Origin of the sequence: Rhizobium sp. 768_B6_N1_8 (assembly GCF_051811225.1) — a bacterium.
GTDB lineage: Bacteria > Pseudomonadota > Alphaproteobacteria > Rhizobiales > Rhizobiaceae > Rhizobium.
Map to the genome: position 1 here is coordinate 1283016 of NZ_JBPWPV010000002.1, position 15797 is coordinate 1298812.

Genomic DNA, 15797 nt, shown 5'->3' on the forward strand with positions numbered 1-15797 from the left:
GATGTGGTATTTCGCATGGATACTCGGCCTGCCGCTGGCAGCCGCCTTCGCCGTCCTCAACGCCATATGGTACGAGCTGGTGGATGACGAAGCCAAGAAAAAGGCATCGGGCGAACGCCGATAAAGAATTGAAGGGCGCGGCCCAAACCGCGCCCTTTTTCTTTCAGCTCATCGCCGCACAGCTGTCAGCCAAGCCGGTTCTGCGACCGCTCCGCAAGCTCGACAATGATGCCATCGGGATCGCGGACAAAGGCGATCCTGTTCAGCATCTCCGAATGGACGGCAAAGCGCGGCCGTTCCTTGATTTCGACGCCTGCCGCTTCCAGCTGCGCGAAGGTTTCTTCGACATTCTCGAAATGGAAGGTGATGTGCTTGACGCCTGCCGTTCCTTCGGGAAGATCGACCGCGCGAGCGGCCCCGCCAGGCGGGGCGAAAACTTCCAGCATGCCGCCGCCAGCGTCGAGGAAGGCAACCTGCATGCCATCAGGCATCTGCTTGCGCAGCTGCAACTTTAGCCCGAGCAGACCGCAATAGAACTCGATGGCACGATCCATATTGCTGACGGTCATACCGATATGTTCGAATGATTTCAGCATCTTCACTACCTCAGACGCCAGCCGCAACGCGCCGATCTTCTTCCGGCAGCCAGGAACGATAGAGCGGATGATCGGCCGTGATCGGCATCGGCGTCGGCTGGCCGGTACGCTGCGAATAATAGGCGGCTGTTACGAGCTCCAGCGAATTGCGCGCGTCCTGCAGGGTGACTGGCGGATCGTTGCTCTCCATAAGGGCCTGATGGAACAGCTCGAACTGCCGTGTATAACCGTCTTCCTTGGCTTCGTAGCCGGCAAGCGCTGCGTCGATGCGGGCCTGATGTTCCTCGGTCCCAGCGATGAAGGTCCAGGGATCGCGACCCATCGTGTAGGGTTCCAGAATGCTTTCGGCGACGAGATCGCTGAAGCAGAAGCGCAGTCTGGAGATCTCCTTGCGTGAGCCGAGCGTCATGGAGAGCGTGGCGAGGGAGCCGTTCTGCATCTTCACCGATAGCGCGGCGGTATCTTCCACCTCGATCGGATTGACCAGCGTCGCGCCATAGGAAAACACCTCGGCGCATGGGCCGTGTACATAGTTCAGCATGTCATGGGCATGGATCGCATGGCCGAGCAGGCCGCCGCCGAGTTCCGTCGCCCACTTGCCGCGCCACGGCACGGCATAATAGTCCGGCCCGCGCCACCAATGCGTTTCGATGGTGGTGAGGAACGGCTTGCCGGCCAGGCCGCGCTCGATCAACAGCTTCAGCTTCTGCAGGCCGCTGCCGTAACGATACTGGAAGATCGGCATCAGCTTGCGGCCGTTCGAACGCGCCAGGATGCGCGCCATCTCGTCCACTTCGGCGATGGAACCGAAGAGCGGCTTTTCGCATATCACGTGCTTGCCGCTTTCGATTGCCTTTTTGCAAAGCTCGAAATGTGAGCTCGGCGGCGTGGCGATATCGATGATATCGAGATCGTCGCGTGTGAAGAGCGAATCCGTATCCTGGGTATATTCAGGAATTTTGTGCTCCTCACAGAGCGGCTGGCCGCGATCCGCGTCGAGAGAGCAGAGAACGGGAACCTCGAAAAGATCGCGGTTCCAGCCGAAGCCTGTCAGATGCCGTTCTGCAATGCCCGCGCCGATGACGCCCACGCGCAGTTTCCGTGTCATGATGTTTTCCTCAGCGGGTGCCGATGCGGGCGGCCTTGGTCTGTGCTTCGATTGAAAGGCGGCAGACCTCATAAACGTGGTTCTGCGTCATCGCCGTTTCGGTGCGGTCGCTTACATCGGCGGCAAAGGCATCAAAATAGTCGAGCTTCTCGCCGCTGCAATCGATATGCGTCATCTCCTTGCCGTTGACGAGGAAGAGATGATCCTTGCCGGGCCGGCCGGCGATATCGATATATTTGCGCAGCTCGATATAACCTTCGGTGCCGAGAATGGTCAGGCGTCCGTCGCCCCAGGTGGGCAGCGCCTCCGGCGTGAACCAGTCGACGCGGACATAACCGCTTGCCTTGTCGGAACGCAGCAGCACTTCGCCGAAATCCTGGAAATCAGGTTTTTCCGGCATGCCGAAATTACCAACGGAGCTTGCGACCACCTCACCCGTCGTCGAGCCGGTGTAGAACAGGAACTGATCAACCTGATGCGAAGCGATATCGACGATGATGCCGCCGAAGGCTTCCGGATCGAAGAACCAGTCCGGCCGTGTCGGCAGCTGCAAGCGGTGCGGCCCCATGCCGAGCGTCTGGATGACCTTGCCGATCGCCCCTTCCTTCACCAGCTTGCCGGCCTTGACGGCGGAGCGCACGCAATGGCGCTCGGAAAAGCAGATGGAGAAGATCTTGCCGGTCTCGGCAACAGTACGTTTGACCTCTTCCAGCTGGGCAAAGGTCGTGACACCCGGCTTGTCGGTCATCACATCCTTGCCAGCCTTCATGGCGCGGATGGCAAGGCCAGCGCGGTCGCGCGGAATGGCGGCAATGCAGATGACGTCGATCGAGGGATCGGCGAAGATCTTCTCGCGATCGATCTGAGGCGCATCCGGATAGGTCTTCTCGAACATTTCGCGGATTGCAGGCACAGTCGTTTGCGGGCAATAGCCGACGAATTCGGCACCCGCGGCCAGCAGTCCCTTCACATGATCGAACGTGTGCCCATGGTCGATCCCGACGACGGCAAATCTCAGCATCGCAGTATTTCCTCCCGCGAAATTTCCGGAATCGGCAGCCGCCGACCCTTCTCCATAGTGCAAAACAGACAGCGAAAGAGAGGCCCTGTCAAGGCAAGATCAGCGGCAAAACTCTTTTGCCGCATTGGTAAATATATGAAATAAAACGGTTATTTTGTATCTAAATAGTTATAAGTTATGATGAAATGCCGCTTGGGTGCTCCATTGCGTCGCGGGCGCAAGCCGCCGATGCGAACCGCTTTTCGCCCGCTGAGACTTGCTCTTGCCCGATGAATATGCTCGATTTTCGCAAGCCGTCGGGTAGGAGGACGGCAGCTATCCCTTTCTGCAGGAGCGCTCCCCGCTCCGCCCTGTGACGGAAGATCACCATGTCCCATTCTCCCCTCGATGCGACCGCTTCGGGCGGCCTGTTTGTCGGCCGCGCCTGGAATCCTAATGTTGTCGGACCGAGCGTCGTGACGCTTCGCGACGGCGCACTTGTCGATATCACCTCCCCCGAAGCGCCGACGCTGAGCGCGCTGCTGGAACGAGCCGATGCCGCAGAGTTCGTCCGGGCCGCCGCCGGTAAAACGCTCGGCACGCTGGAAGCGATCGCCGCCAACAGCACCGGCAAGCCGGATGCGAGCAAGGCTTATCTTCTGGCGCCGGCCGACCTGCAGGCGATCAAGGCCTGCGGCGTAACATTCGCACAGTCGATGATCGAACGCGTCATCGAGGAGAAGGCGGCCGGTAACCCGGATCGCGCCGCCTCGATCCGCGAGCGCGTCAGCACGCTGATCGGCGGCAGCCTGACCAACATCAAGGCCGGCTCGCCCGAAGCTGCCAAGGTGAAGCAGGCGCTGATCGAGGAAGGCATCTGGTCGCAATATCTCGAAGTCGGCATCGGCCCGGATGCCGAAGTCTTCACCAAGTCTCCGGTGCTCTCTTCCGTCGGCTGGGGTTCCGACGTCGGTCTTCATCCGATCTCGACCTGGAACAATCCGGAGCCGGAAATCGTGCTGGCGGTCAATAGCCGCGGCGAGATAAAGGGTGCGACACTCGGCAATGACGTGAACCTGCGTGACGTCGAAGGCCGCTCCGCGCTGCTGCTCGGCAAGGCGAAAGATAACAACGCCTCTTGCTCGATCGGACCTTTCATTCGACTGTTTGACGCGAGCTACAGTCTCGACGACGTGCGCAAGGCCGAGCTCGACCTAAAGGTCACCGGCCAAGACGGTTTCGTGCTGCACGGCAAGAGCTCCATGTCACAGATCAGCCGCGACCCGACCGATCTCGTCAAGCAGACGGTTGGCGCTCACCATCAGTACCCCGACGGATTCCTGCTGTTCCTCGGCACCCTCTTTGCGCCGACGCAGGACCGCGATGCGAAGAACCAGGGCTTCACCCACAAGATCGGCGACGTCGTGGAAATCTCGTCCGCCGGTCTCGGCGCGCTGGTCAATACCGTCAGGCTTTCGACGGAATGCCCGCCCTGGACCTTCGGCATCTCCACGCTGATGAGCAACCTCGCAAAGCGCGGATTGCTCTGAGCTACTGGTTTCGCCTGATCCCCTGCAGGAGGTCGAGAACGGAATTCGCGGCCTCAAGCACATTGGTACCCGGACCGAACACGGCGGCAACGCCGTGTTCGTGCAGGAATTCATAATCCTGCCGGGGAATGACGCCGCCGCAGACAACGATGATATCGCCGCCGCCCTGCTCCTTCAGCCGGTCGATAAGCTGCGGCAGCAGCGTCCGGTGACCGGCCGCCAGCGACGAGACACCGATGACATTGACCTTCTCGCCGAGCGCCATGCCGGCCGCCTCCTCCGGCGTCTGGAACAGCGGGCCGGCCAGAACATCGAAACCGACATCGCCGAAGGCCGAGGCAATGACCTTGGCGCCGCGGTCATGTCCGTCCTGGCCGAGCTTGGCGACCATGATCTTAGGCTTTCTACCCATCGCCTCGGTCACTTCCGCCATACGCACCTTGAGCACGTCAAGCTCGGGCTCGTCCCGGTAGGCTGCACCATAGATGCCGCGGATAACCTTGGGCGTGGCAAAATGATCGCCAAAAACGTCGCGCATCGCATCCGAGATATCGCCAACGGTGGCACGCGCCCGCGCTGCTTCGACGGCGGCTGCAAGCAGATTGCCATTGCCGCTGCGGGCAATCTCCAGAAGTGCTGTTAGCGCCTCCTTGACCTTCACGCTATCACGACGGCGCTTGGTCTCCTCGATGCGGCGGATTTGCGCGGCACGCACCGCGCTGTTGTCGATTTCGAGAATGTCGATCGGCTGTTCGGCCTCCAGCCGGTATTTGTTGACGCCGACAATGACCTCATCGCCCTTGTCGACGGCGGCCTGACGGCGGGCGGCGGCTTCCTCGATCAGCCGTTTCGGCAAGCCTTCATTGACGGCCTTCGTCATGCCGCCGAGCGCCTCGACCTCTTCGATCAGCGCCCAGGCCTTGTCAGCCAGTTCCTTCGTCAGGCTCTCGACATAATAGGAGCCGGCGAGCGGGTCGACGACGTTGGTAACGCCGGTCTCGTGCTGCAGAATGAGCTGCGTGTTGCGGGCAATGCGAGCGGAAAACTCCGTCGGCAGCGCGATCGCCTCATCGAAGGAATTGGTGTGCAGCGACTGCGTACCGCCGAGCACGGCCGACATGGCTTCGAAGGCGGTGCGGATGATGTTGTTATAAGGATCCTGCTCCTGCAGCGAGACCCCCGATGTCTGGCAGTGGGTGCGCAGCATCAGCGAAGACGCTTTCTTCGGCTGGAACTCCTCCATGATGCGGGTCCAGAGCAGGCGGGCGGCGCGAAGCTTGGCCGCCTCCATGAAAAAGTTCATGCCGATCGCGAAGAAGAAGGAGAGCCGGCCGGCGAAATCATCAACATTCAGCCCCTTGGCGATCGCCGCACGCACATATTCGCGCCCGTCGGCGAGGGTGAAGGCAAGCTCCTGCACCAACGTCGCGCCGGCCTCCTGCATGTGATAGCCGGAGATCGAGATGGAATTGAATTTCGGCATCTCCTTCGCCGTATATTCGATGATATCGGCGACGATGCGCATCGAGGGTTCCGGTGGGTAGATATAGGTGTTGCGGACCATGAACTCCTTGAGAATGTCGTTCTGAATGGTCCCGGAAAGCTCCGCCTTCGAAACACCCTGCTCCTCGCCGGCGACGATGAAATTCGCCAGAATCGGGATGACCGCGCCATTCATCGTCATGGAAACGGACATATCCTGCAGCGGAATGCCGTCGAACAGAATCTTCATGTCCTCGACGCTGTCGATCGCAACACCCGCCTTGCCGACATCGCCGACGACGCGGGGATGATCGCTGTCATAGCCGCGATGGGTGGCGAGATCGAAGGCAACGGAGAGGCCCTTCTGACCGGCGGCGAGATTGCGGCGATAGAAGGCGTTGGATTCCTCGGCGGTCGAAAAGCCGGCATATTGCCGGATCGTCCAGGGCCGGCCGGCATACATGGTGGCGCGCGGGCCGCGGGTGAAAGGCGCAAAGCCCGGCAGGCTGTCCGCATCCGTACCGTTAAGATCAGCGGCCGTATAGAGCGGTTTGACGTCGATGCCTTCGGGCGTGTGCCAGGTCAGCGTATCCGGTGCTGCGCGCAGCTCCTTTTCCGCCAGCGCCTCCCAGTCCGACAGCGTCTTCTTCGTCATATCATCCTCCGCATCGTCTGCGCGCCACGCTACCACTTTGCGGTGACGCGGCGCGATACAGCCTTAGGATAATTTCATCGGCAAGGCGATGATAGACGTTCAGCGATGCGCGGCCCAGGGCACAAACAACCGTTCGATCAACCGCGCCAGGATCTCCAGCAGGAAGGCAATCGCGGCAATGACGATGATCCCGCCGATGACGATATCGGTCACGAGGAACTGCGCCGCAGACTGGATCATAAAGCCGAGGCCTTGGCTTGCCGCAACGAGCTCGGCCGCGACCAGCGTCGACCAGCCGGCGCCGAGCGCAATGCGCGTCCCCGTCAGGATCGACGGAATGGCGCCTGGAAGAATGACATGCAGCAGCACCTGCAGCCGGCTCGCCCCGAAGGAGCGGGCAGCGTTGACGAAATCGCCCGGCGCGGATTTGACGCCTGACGCCGTCGACAGGATGACCGGTGGCAGCATCGCGAGCGAGATGACGGTGACCTTCGACGCCTCGCCGATGCCGACCCAGATGATGATCAGCGGTAGATAGGCCAGCGGCGGCAGGGGCCGCAGGAATTCGACGATCGGATCAAGGATGCCCTTGCCGATACGGCTCGTGGCGATCGCTAGGCCTGCCGGCACACCGATGATGAGCGAGACGGCGAGCGCTGCAAAGATGCGCAGCAGGCTTGCGAGCGTATGTTCGGCAAGCGTGGAATCGACGAAGCCGTTGACCGCGACATTGGCAAGCGATTTCGCTACGACGAGCGGCGACGGGAGGAAGACCGGCGAGACGGCACCATAGGCCGAAGCAAGGCTCCAGCCGGCAATAATGACCGCTATTGTTACAAGCGAGATCGGCAGCGTGCCGCGGCGTTTCGGCCGCGCCTCTACCGGTCGATCCGACACTGCTGTCGTAAGTGCTTCCGCCTCGACGCTCATGCGGCAATCTCCTCTTCATCCGCGTGGATGAGTGCGGTCAGTTCGTCATGCAGATGTTTGAACGCAGTAAGCGCCTTGATCTCCTTGACGCTTCTGCCTTCGAGCAACGCCTTGCCAAACTCGGTCTTGATGTCGGCGACGATACGGCCGGGATTGGGCGCCAGCACGATGATGCGTGTTGCAAGCAACAGAGCCTCGTCAATGCTGTGGGTGATCAGCAGGGCACCCGTTTTGCTTTCTGCCCAGACATCCAGCAGGAATTTCTGCATGCGGCTGCGTGTCAGCGCGTCGAGCGCACCGAGTGGTTCATCAAGCAACAGGAAGCGAGGGCCGGAGGCGAGCGCGCGAGCGATGCCGACGCGTTGGCGCATGCCGCCTGAGAGTTCCCAGATATTCTTGTGACCCGCGCCATCGAGCCCGACTTTCACCAGCAGTTCCTCCGCGCGGCGCTGTCTCTCGCCTTTCGGGATGCCCTGAAGCTTCAGCGGAAAGGCCACATTGCCGGCTGCGGTCAGCCAGGGATAGAGCGCGTCGTCCTGAAACACCACGGCCCGGTCTACGCCTGGCCCGTCGATCTCTTTGCCGTCGACCAGCACGCGCCCCTCGCTCGGCTCAGTGAAACCTGCAGCAATATTGAGAAGACTGGTCTTGCCGGAACCGGAACGGCCAATGACAACCACGAATTCGTCCGAAGTGATATGCAGGTTGACGCCATCGAGCACACGTCTCTTCCGACGACTGCCTGCCTCGGCATAATCGAGCGACAGGGACTGTAGTGAAAGTATGCTCATATGGGCATCACCTGTTTGAGAAAAAACCGGCGCAGCCGAAGCCACGCCGGGACCCTTGGGAGGATCAAAGACCTGCCTTGGCTGCTTCCTTGACCCAGCGGTCGGAAACATAGGGGCTGTAGTCCCTCAGAACGCCGGGGATCTTGCCCTGCTCCAGAAGGAAGGCCGAGGTTTCAGCGACGGCCTTCGTCGTACCGCCACCGAGGAGATCGGCGCTCGCCTGTTCCTTCAGGCTCGGGAAAATGTAGCCCTTGAGAAGAGCCGGCACTTCATCGGTCTTGGCACCGGTAAGCTTGGCAATCTTTTCGGCCTCCGGTGATTTCGCATTCCAGCTATCCGGATTGGTGAGGTAGGAGGCATAAGCCGCACCCGTGACCTTCACGAAGCCCGTGACCACTTCAGGATGGGCCTCGGCAAATTTCTTGCTGACGATCCAGGCGTCAAAGGTCGGGCCGCCCCACTTGGCAACATCGGCCGAAGTGGCGAGCACGCTGCCGCTCTTCTTCAGCTGCGCCAGCACCGGGTCCCAGACATAGGCGCCGTCGATATCACCGCGCTCCCAGGCAGCAGCGATTTCCGGCGGACGCAGGTTGAGGATCTGCACCGACTTCGGATCGACCTTCCAATGCTTCAGCGCCGTCAGCAGGCTGTAATGCGCGGTCGAAACGAAGGGCGTGGCGATCTTCTTACCCTTCAAATCTTCTGGCTTGGTGATGTTCTTGACGGCGAGCGCTTCGGCGTCGCTTATGAGACCGACGACATAGATCGTCTCGATCGGCAGTTCGCGACTGGCAGCAGCGGCAAGCGGCGATGAGCCGACATAACCGATATCGATGGAACCGGAAGCGATGGCGGTGATGACATCGGCGCCGCTATCGAATTTCTGCCAGTTGATCTTGGCCTTGGTCTCCTTTTCATAGGTACCGTCGGCCTGCGGCACGCGTGACGGCTCGACGATCCGCTGGTAGCCGATATTCAGCGTGACGTCGGCAGCGTGGGCCGCATAGGTGGTCAAGGTGAGGACAGCGGCAGCGGCCGTACCCAGAAGGTTGCGTCGGTTGATTTTCATATCCCTCTCCCGCAATGTTCAAAATCATTCCACCCCGGAATGTGGTTAGATCATTGTAAAATTCATAGATTTTATAGAGATAGAAAATTCCCGAAATCGGGCATGCGAGATAATTTGCTTCTAAATAACGAGAGAGATCCGGTGGTTTCCCGATCTGCCCGATAATTCCACCAAGTGACCGACTAACATCTCAGGACAGTATTGATGAAGAAAATGCAGATCTACGCCTTCGACATGAACTGCGTCGGACACATAAATCACGGCATGTGGACGCATCCGCGGGATCGTTCGGTCAACTATACCGATCTTGATTATTGGGCAGATTTTGCGCGCACGGCCGAACGCGGCAAGCTGGACGGCATATTTCTCGCCGATATTGTTGGCGTCTACGATATCTATAAGGACAGCCCGGGCCCGGTCATCGAGACGGGCGCGCAAATCCCGGTCAACGATCCGCTAATGCCGATTTCGGCAATGGCCTACGTCACGAAGCACCTCGGCTTCGGCGTCACCGTCAATACGACCTATGAGCCGCCCTTCCTGCTGGCGCGGCGCATGTCGACCCTCGATCACCTGACCAAGGGACGCATCGGCTGGAACATCGTGACAGGCTATCTCGATAGCGCTGCCCGCAGCATGGGTTTCGACAAGCTGCCGGAGCATGATGCGCGCTACGACGCCGCCGAGGAATATCTCGAAATCCTCTATAAGCTCTGGGAAGGCAGCTGGGATGACGGTGCGGTGCTGCGCGATAGGGAACGCAGCGTCTTTGCGGATGCCGCTAAAGTGCGGGCCGTCAGCCATCAGGGCCAGTATTATAAGATGGAGGGCATCCATCTCTCGGAGCCCTCGCCGCAGCGCACGCCCCTGCTCTTCCAGGCCGGCGCATCCGCACGCGGACAGGATTTCGCCGCCCGCCATGCCGAATGCGTCTTCATCGCCGGACCGACGCCGCAATCGGCGCGGCCGACCGTCGATGCGCTTCGCGCCAAGACGCTTGCCAATGGCCGCGGCGCGGATGCGATCAAGATCCTGAGCCTGATTACCGTCGTTGTCGGCAAGACCGAAGCCCAAGCGCAGGAGAAGCTCGAGGACTATCGCCGGCACGCAAGCATCGAAGCGTCGCTTGCGCATTATTCGGCCTCCGTCGGCGTCGATTTTTCGAAATACGGGCTCGATGACGTGATCGACCAGAACTCGACCAACGCCAATCAGTCGGCACTAGCGGCAATCACCAAGCAGGCGGCAAAGCCGGTGACGAAGCGGCAGATCATAGACCAGATGGTGCTCGGCAGCCGCATGAAGCCGATTGTCGGATCGCCGGAACAGATTGCCGATACCCTGCAGCGCTGGATCGAGGAAGGCGGCATCGACGGCTTCAATCTCGCACGCACTGTGGCACCTGAGAGCCTTCATGATTTCGTCGATCTCGTCGTGCCTGTGCTGCAGGAGCGCGGCCTGTTCAAGGCCGACTATGTGGAAGGGCCGCTGCGCCAGAAGCTGTTCGGCGGCAATGGCCGGCTGCCGGCCAGCCACCCCGCCGCACAGTTCAGGCGATAATTTCTAGCGATGATCCATGCGGGCGACCAGCCGGTCGCCCAGCCACTGGATGCCGCAGACGAGAACGATGAGCACGACCACGACCGCAATCATCACATTGGTCTCGAAGCGCTGGTAGCCATAACGAATGGCGAGGTCACCGAGACCGCCGGCACCGATGGCGCCGGCCATCGCCGAAGCACCGATCAGCGTCACCAGCGTGACGGTAAAGCCGGCGACGATTCCGGGCAGGGCTTCGGGCACCAGAACCTCGCGGATGATCGTCCAGCGATTGCCGCCCATGGCACGCACCGCATCGATCAGGCCACGATCGACCTCGCGCAACGAGACTTCTGCGATACGGGCATAGTATGGCGTCGCGGCAATGGCGAGTGGAACGATGGCCGCCCAGGTGCCGATCGCGGTGCCGACGATAAGGCGGGTCAGCGGGATCAGTGCCACCAGCAGGATGATGAAGGGCACGGAACGGAAGCCGTTGATGACGGCGCCGAGAATGCGGTTGATCCAGAGATTTTCGGCAATGCCGCCGCGGTTCGTCAGGACCAGCGCCAGGCCGAGCGGCAGGCCGGCAACCAGCGAAATCAGGCCGGATGCAGCTGTCATCAGCACCGTCTCCCAGAGGGAGCGCAGCAGCAGATTAATCATGATCGGTGACATAACCAAGCACCTCCACCCGAGCCGACCGGGCCTTCAGAAATTGTTCGACCGTTCCGGCAAGCGCGGGATCGCGCGCAGGAACGGCAATGAAGAACCGCGCCACGGGCTGGTTCTGGATGTGATCGATACCACCGTGCACGAGGCGGAAGGAATGCGGCAGCGCTGCAGAGAGATCGGCAAAAAGCGCGCCTTGCGCTTCCGGTCCAGCAAGATCGACACTGAGGATAGCTTCCGTGCCGCCGGTTTGCGACAGGCGTGCAGCAATGTGTTCCGGAAGCTGCGGGCGAATGCCGCTGAGCAGGCTTTTTGTGATCGCCGCCTGCGGATCGCCGAAGATCGACCAGACCTGGCCTTCCTCCACGATGCGCCCTGCATCGATGACGGCGACGCGATCGGCAATGCCGCGCACCACTTCCATCTCATGGGTAATCAGAAGAATGGTAAGACCAAGCTTACGGTTGATGTCCTTCAACAGCGCAAGGATCGAACGCGTCGTTTCCGGATCGAGGGCCGAGGTCGCTTCGTCGGACAGCAACAGGGCCGGCCGGGCGGCCAGTGCGCGGGCAATGCCGACACGCTGCTTCTGGCCACCTGAGAGCGACGACGGATAAGCCCTAGCCTTATCGGAAAGACCGACGAGGTCCAGAAGCTCCTGCGCCCGCTTCAGCCGTTCGGCCTTGGCGACACCCTCGATCTTCAGCGGCAGGGCGACATTCTCCTCGACCGTCTTGGCCGACAGCAGATTGAAATGCTGAAAGATCATGCCAATGCGGCGGCGCAAGGGCTGCAGCTCCTGCTCGGCAAGGCCTGCAATATTGCGGCCCTCGATAACGATCTCGCCACTATCGGCCCTTTCGAGACCGTTGAGGCAGCGGATCAGCGTCGATTTGCCGGCGCCGCTGCGGCCGATGATGCCGAGGATTTCGCCCTTCTTCACGCTGAGTGAAACGCCGTCGAGCGCTGCCGTCACACCGAACTTGCGCCTGACATCCTTCAGGCGCACGACCTCTTCGGCATCGACTGGCCGCGTCTCGATCCCTAAGGCGGAGACAATTGAATTCATGCTCGTTCCTTCACAAACGCTGAAGGCGGCCCTGGCAAAAGGCCAGGGCCGCCTCAGTTGCTGACGCCCTTTTAAGGGCGGCGAAATCAATAGGCGCTGAGGCCCGTACCCTTATAGACCTTATCGAATTCGGCCTTCACCGTCTCGTTCTGATAGGAGGAGACGAGCGTCTTTACCCAATCGGCATCCTTGTTCTCTTCCTTGACGGCAATGAAGTTGCGATAGGGATTGTCGGCGATCGGCTCCTGCGCGATGCGCTCCTTCGGGGACAGACCGCTCTTCAGCGCCCAGTCGGTATTGACGATACCGGCATCAAGGTCATCAATGGAACGGCCGACGATACCGGCGTCGAGTTCGCGGATCTCGATGTTCTTCGGGTTTTCCGAGACGTCGACGATCGTCGCCAGAATGCCGGTGCCGTCCTTGAGCTTGATCAGACCCTCATTCTGCAAAACGCGAAGCGCACGGCCTTCATTGGACGGATCGTTCGGGACACCGATTACGGCGCCCGCTGGCAGTTCGGCAACCGACTTGTGCTTCTTGCTATAGAGACCGATCGGCCAGACGCCCGTGTAGCCGACGGATACGATATGGTAGCCGTGCTGCTTGACCTGATTGTCCAGATAGGGCTGGTGCTGGAAGGCGTTCGCGTCGATTTCGCCGCGTTCCAGAGCCTCGTTCGGCTGGGTATAGTCGTTGAAGGTGATCGTCTCGATCTTGAGGCCCTTCTTGGCGGCTTCGCTGGTGACGACGCGCCAGACATCCTCGTCCTCGCCGCTCATGATACCGACCTTGATCGACTTGTCTTCGGCAAAGGAAGGAGCCGGCGCAGCAAAGGCGATGAGTGCGGCCGCAGAGGCGGCAACAGTAAGAGCCGCGCGGCGCGAAAGCGAAATGGCGCCGAAATTCTTGTTCTTGGTCATTTTTTTATCCCGTCTGACTGAATGAGGCCGAGCCCCGAGCAGGCGGATAATTGCAAATACGGGCATGGCGAGCGAAGCACGAACGTCTGATGTCTTCTCACCACCGGAAAAACTCTTGCCGCGTCTTCGAGAGCGGCAGGATAAAATTCCATCAAATTTATGGATTAAATGCCAGCTGCTGGCACGCTCCAAACAAAACGGCGCCCGAAGGCGCCGCTGAAATCCGTATTTGGATATTGTTTATTCCGCTGCGATCAGCCTTGAGCTTCTGCCCGGAAAGAAGGCGGCGAGTTCGCCGATGACCTCCCCGATGCGCTTGGAAAGCTGTTCGGAGGAAACGCGATAGTCGGTGAAATCGCGGTCCGAGGCGTAGACAGCAGTCGGCAGCGTGTGGGCCATGAAGAAGCCGAAGAGCGGGCGCAGTTGATGCTCGACCATCAGCGCATGGCGGTCGCCGCCGCCGGTCGCAGTGATGACGATCGGCTTGGCACGCAGCTCATGCGGGTCGATGAGATCGATCAGATGTTTGAAGAGACCCGGATAGCTGCCCTTGAAGGTCGGCGCACCGATGACGAGGACGTCGGCATTGGCGATGTCGGCGATGATTTCCCTGGCGCGATTGTCGAGATCGTCGCGGCGCAACGCCTGGCCGAGCGAGGGGCCGACATCCGTCAGGTCGTAAATCGTATTGTCGAAGCCATATTTTTCGGCGGCGAGGCCGGCGATATTCTCGACCAGCGCAAAAGTCTTCGAGGGACGATTGAAGCTGCCGGCAAGACCGACCAGTTTGGGTGCAGACATATCATTTCCTTCCACTATCGCGCCGTCGATGGCTGCATCATACGACGGATATTATCCATCAAAATAGTAGATTAAAGAAATGACGATCCGTCTTCGCCGAGGGCCGAGGAAAAAATGTTCGTTCGAACGCAACGCCGCGCCGTGCGCTTGCCCTGACGCAAAAGAGGCACCGAAACGCTTTCGGTGCCTCTTTCTGAGTGCGAAACCTAAACCGCTCGATACTTCGGGATGCGCGGCAGGAAGATAGTGAACAGGCCGAGCAGCGGCAGGTAGGAGCAGATGCGATATACGAAGGCGATACCGTGCGAGTCGGCAAAACCGCCGAGCAAGGCAGCACCGAGACCGCCCGCACCGAAGGCGAAGCCGAAGAAAACGCCGGCGATTAGGCCAACACGACCGGGCACCAGTTCCTGCGCGAAGACGACGATGGCCGAAAAGGCAGAGGCGAAGATCAGGCCGATAACGACGCTGAGCACGCCCGTCCAGAAGAGGTTCGCATAGGGCAGCAGCAGCGCGAAGGGGATCACCCCGAGGATCGAGAACCAGATGACGAAGCGGGCGCCGAAACGATCACCGATCGGACCGCCGAGAAAGGTGCCGGTTGCAACGGAACCCAAGAACAGGAAGAGCATGAGCTGCGCCTGCTGCACATCGAGCTGGAAACGGTCGATGACGTAGAAGGTGAAGTAGCTCGAGACGCTTGCCATGTAGACATTCTTCGTCGCCGTCAGCAACACGAGGATGAGTAGCGCCCAGACGACCTTGCTCTGAGGCAGCGGCAGCGTGCGGCTCGGGGCCGCCTTGCTGGCGTGCTGGCGGCGGTGACTCATGTACCAGTTCCCGACCCAGCTCAGGACCACCATGCCGACCATGGCGATGCCGGAAAGCCAGGACACGCTGTGCTGACCGTTCGGCAGAACGATGAAGGCGGCCAGCAGCGGACCGATTGCCTGGCCGGCATTGCCGCCCACCTGGAAGAAGGACTGCGCAAAGCCGTGGCGACCGCCGGAAGCAAGACGCGCGACGCGCGAAGATTCCGGATGGAAGACGGCCGAGCCGAAGCCGATCAGGCTCGCGGCAACGAGCAGCAGTTCGAAGCTGCCGGCATTGCCGAGGAGGATCAGGCCGCAGAAGGTGCTCGCCATGCCGACAGGCAGCGAATAGGGCATCGGCCAACGGTCGGTGACGATGCCGACAAGCGGCTGGAGCAGCGAGGCCGTGACCTGGAAGGTCATGGTCAGGAGACCGATCTGCACGAAATCGAGGTTATAATTGGCCTTGAAGAGCGGATAGAGCGAGGCAAGCAGCGACTGCATGATGTCGTTGAGCATGTGGCAGAAGCTGACTGCCACCAGGATAGACATTGCGGTCTTTTCAAAGCGGGGGGCGCTCTCGGCAACGGATGCCATGGGTCTTCCTCCTGCGCGGCCGGAATCATGCCGGTCCGTCGTCGGTTTTCGTGCGTGCTGTTCTTAAGGCGATCGGGGCTTGGGAAGTGAATTTCAGCGGCGGTCGCTGAGAAAGCATTTATCGTATGAAGTGGAACGATTACAGCCCAGTTTTACGCGGATCGGTACGCAGTTTTTAAGATTTCTGCTCTCGATCCTGCAAT

At 60.4% G+C, this 15797-nt stretch carries 15 protein-coding genes; 3 read left to right on the forward strand and 12 right to left on the reverse strand.

Features of this window, described 5'->3' with window-relative positions:
• The first annotated feature begins 1 nt into the window (after position 1).
• Positions 2 to 124 (forward strand): cytochrome bd-I oxidase subunit CydX, encoded by a 123-nt coding sequence (cydX, locus tag AB8B33_RS30200; protein WP_007815879.1) that lies wholly within the window; start codon positions 2 to 4, stop codon positions 122 to 124.
• A gap of 61 nt (positions 125 to 185) precedes the next feature.
• Here the strand turns inward: cydX and AB8B33_RS30205 are convergent, their stop codons facing one another.
• Genes AB8B33_RS30205 through AB8B33_RS30215 form a run of 3 tightly spaced genes read right to left on the reverse strand, consistent with a single transcriptional unit; the run spans position 186 to position 2725 of the window.
• The gene (locus AB8B33_RS30205) at positions 186 to 596 is read right to left on the reverse strand and encodes a VOC family protein (protein ID WP_113319651.1); all 411 of its coding nucleotides are present in this window, start codon (positions 594 to 596) and stop codon (positions 186 to 188) included.
• Positions 597 to 606: 10 nt separating this feature from the next.
• A complete protein-coding gene (locus AB8B33_RS30210) occupies positions 607 to 1704 on the reverse strand; it encodes a Gfo/Idh/MocA family protein (protein WP_113319604.1) in 1098 nt (365 codons plus the stop codon).
• Positions 1705 to 1714: 10 nt separating this feature from the next.
• Positions 1715 to 2725 (reverse strand): Gfo/Idh/MocA family protein, encoded by a 1011-nt coding sequence (locus tag AB8B33_RS30215; protein WP_113319605.1) that lies wholly within the window; start codon positions 2723 to 2725, stop codon positions 1715 to 1717.
• Between the two features lie 368 nt (positions 2726 to 3093).
• Here AB8B33_RS30215 and AB8B33_RS30220 point away from each other — a divergent pair, with 368 nt between their 5' ends.
• Positions 3094 to 4254 (forward strand): fumarylacetoacetate hydrolase family protein, encoded by a 1161-nt coding sequence (locus tag AB8B33_RS30220; RefSeq protein WP_439018188.1) that lies wholly within the window; start codon positions 3094 to 3096, stop codon positions 4252 to 4254.
• A 1-nt stretch (position 4255) separates the two neighbouring features.
• Here AB8B33_RS30220 and scpA read toward each other — a convergent pair whose 3' ends face one another.
• The 4 genes from scpA to tauA form a co-directional block, all read right to left on the reverse strand.
• Complete coding sequence (gene scpA / locus AB8B33_RS30225; protein WP_439018189.1) at positions 4256 to 6391, reverse strand: methylmalonyl-CoA mutase; 2136 nt, start codon at positions 6389 to 6391, stop codon at positions 4256 to 4258.
• A 99-nt stretch (positions 6392 to 6490) separates the two neighbouring features.
• On the reverse strand, positions 6491 to 7321 hold the full coding sequence (locus tag AB8B33_RS30230; protein WP_439018190.1) for an ABC transporter permease subunit: 831 nt from the start codon (positions 7319 to 7321) through the stop codon (positions 6491 to 6493).
• On the reverse strand, positions 7318 to 8112 hold the full coding sequence (locus AB8B33_RS30235; protein WP_439018191.1) for a taurine ABC transporter ATP-binding protein: 795 nt from the start codon (positions 8110 to 8112) through the stop codon (positions 7318 to 7320). The genes AB8B33_RS30230 and AB8B33_RS30235 overlap by 4 nt, the downstream gene beginning before the upstream one ends.
• 64 nt (positions 8113 to 8176) lie before the next feature.
• A complete protein-coding gene (gene tauA, locus AB8B33_RS30240) occupies positions 8177 to 9181 on the reverse strand; it encodes a taurine ABC transporter substrate-binding protein (protein ID WP_439018192.1) in 1005 nt (334 codons plus the stop codon).
• Between the two features lie 204 nt (positions 9182 to 9385).
• Here tauA and AB8B33_RS30245 point away from each other — a divergent pair, with 204 nt between their 5' ends.
• The gene (locus AB8B33_RS30245) at positions 9386 to 10741 is read left to right on the forward strand and encodes an LLM class flavin-dependent oxidoreductase (RefSeq protein ID WP_439018194.1); all 1356 of its coding nucleotides are present in this window, start codon (positions 9386 to 9388) and stop codon (positions 10739 to 10741) included.
• Between the two features lie 3 nt (positions 10742 to 10744).
• On the opposite strand, the gene AB8B33_RS30250 is transcribed toward AB8B33_RS30245, so the two are convergent.
• The 5 genes from AB8B33_RS30250 to AB8B33_RS30270 all read right to left on the reverse strand — a co-directional run bounded on the left by AB8B33_RS30250 (position 10745) and on the right by AB8B33_RS30270 (position 15594).
• Complete coding sequence (locus AB8B33_RS30250; protein ID WP_037098446.1) at positions 10745 to 11398, reverse strand: methionine ABC transporter permease; 654 nt, start codon at positions 11396 to 11398, stop codon at positions 10745 to 10747.
• Entirely contained in the window at positions 11379 to 12461 is a 1083-nt protein-coding gene (locus AB8B33_RS30255) for a methionine ABC transporter ATP-binding protein (protein WP_439018195.1), read from the reverse strand. The genes AB8B33_RS30250 and AB8B33_RS30255 overlap by 20 nt, the downstream gene beginning before the upstream one ends.
• 86 nt (positions 12462 to 12547) lie before the next feature.
• Complete coding sequence (locus tag AB8B33_RS30260) at positions 12548 to 13384, reverse strand: MetQ/NlpA family lipoprotein (protein ID WP_310381882.1); 837 nt, start codon at positions 13382 to 13384, stop codon at positions 12548 to 12550.
• Positions 13385 to 13624: 240 nt separating this feature from the next.
• On the reverse strand, positions 13625 to 14185 hold the full coding sequence (gene msuE, locus AB8B33_RS30265; protein ID WP_113319616.1) for an FMN reductase: 561 nt from the start codon (positions 14183 to 14185) through the stop codon (positions 13625 to 13627).
• A 206-nt stretch (positions 14186 to 14391) separates the two neighbouring features.
• Entirely contained in the window at positions 14392 to 15594 is a 1203-nt protein-coding gene (locus tag AB8B33_RS30270) for an MFS transporter (RefSeq protein WP_439018196.1), read from the reverse strand.
• Positions 15595 to 15797: the final 203 nt, after the last annotated feature.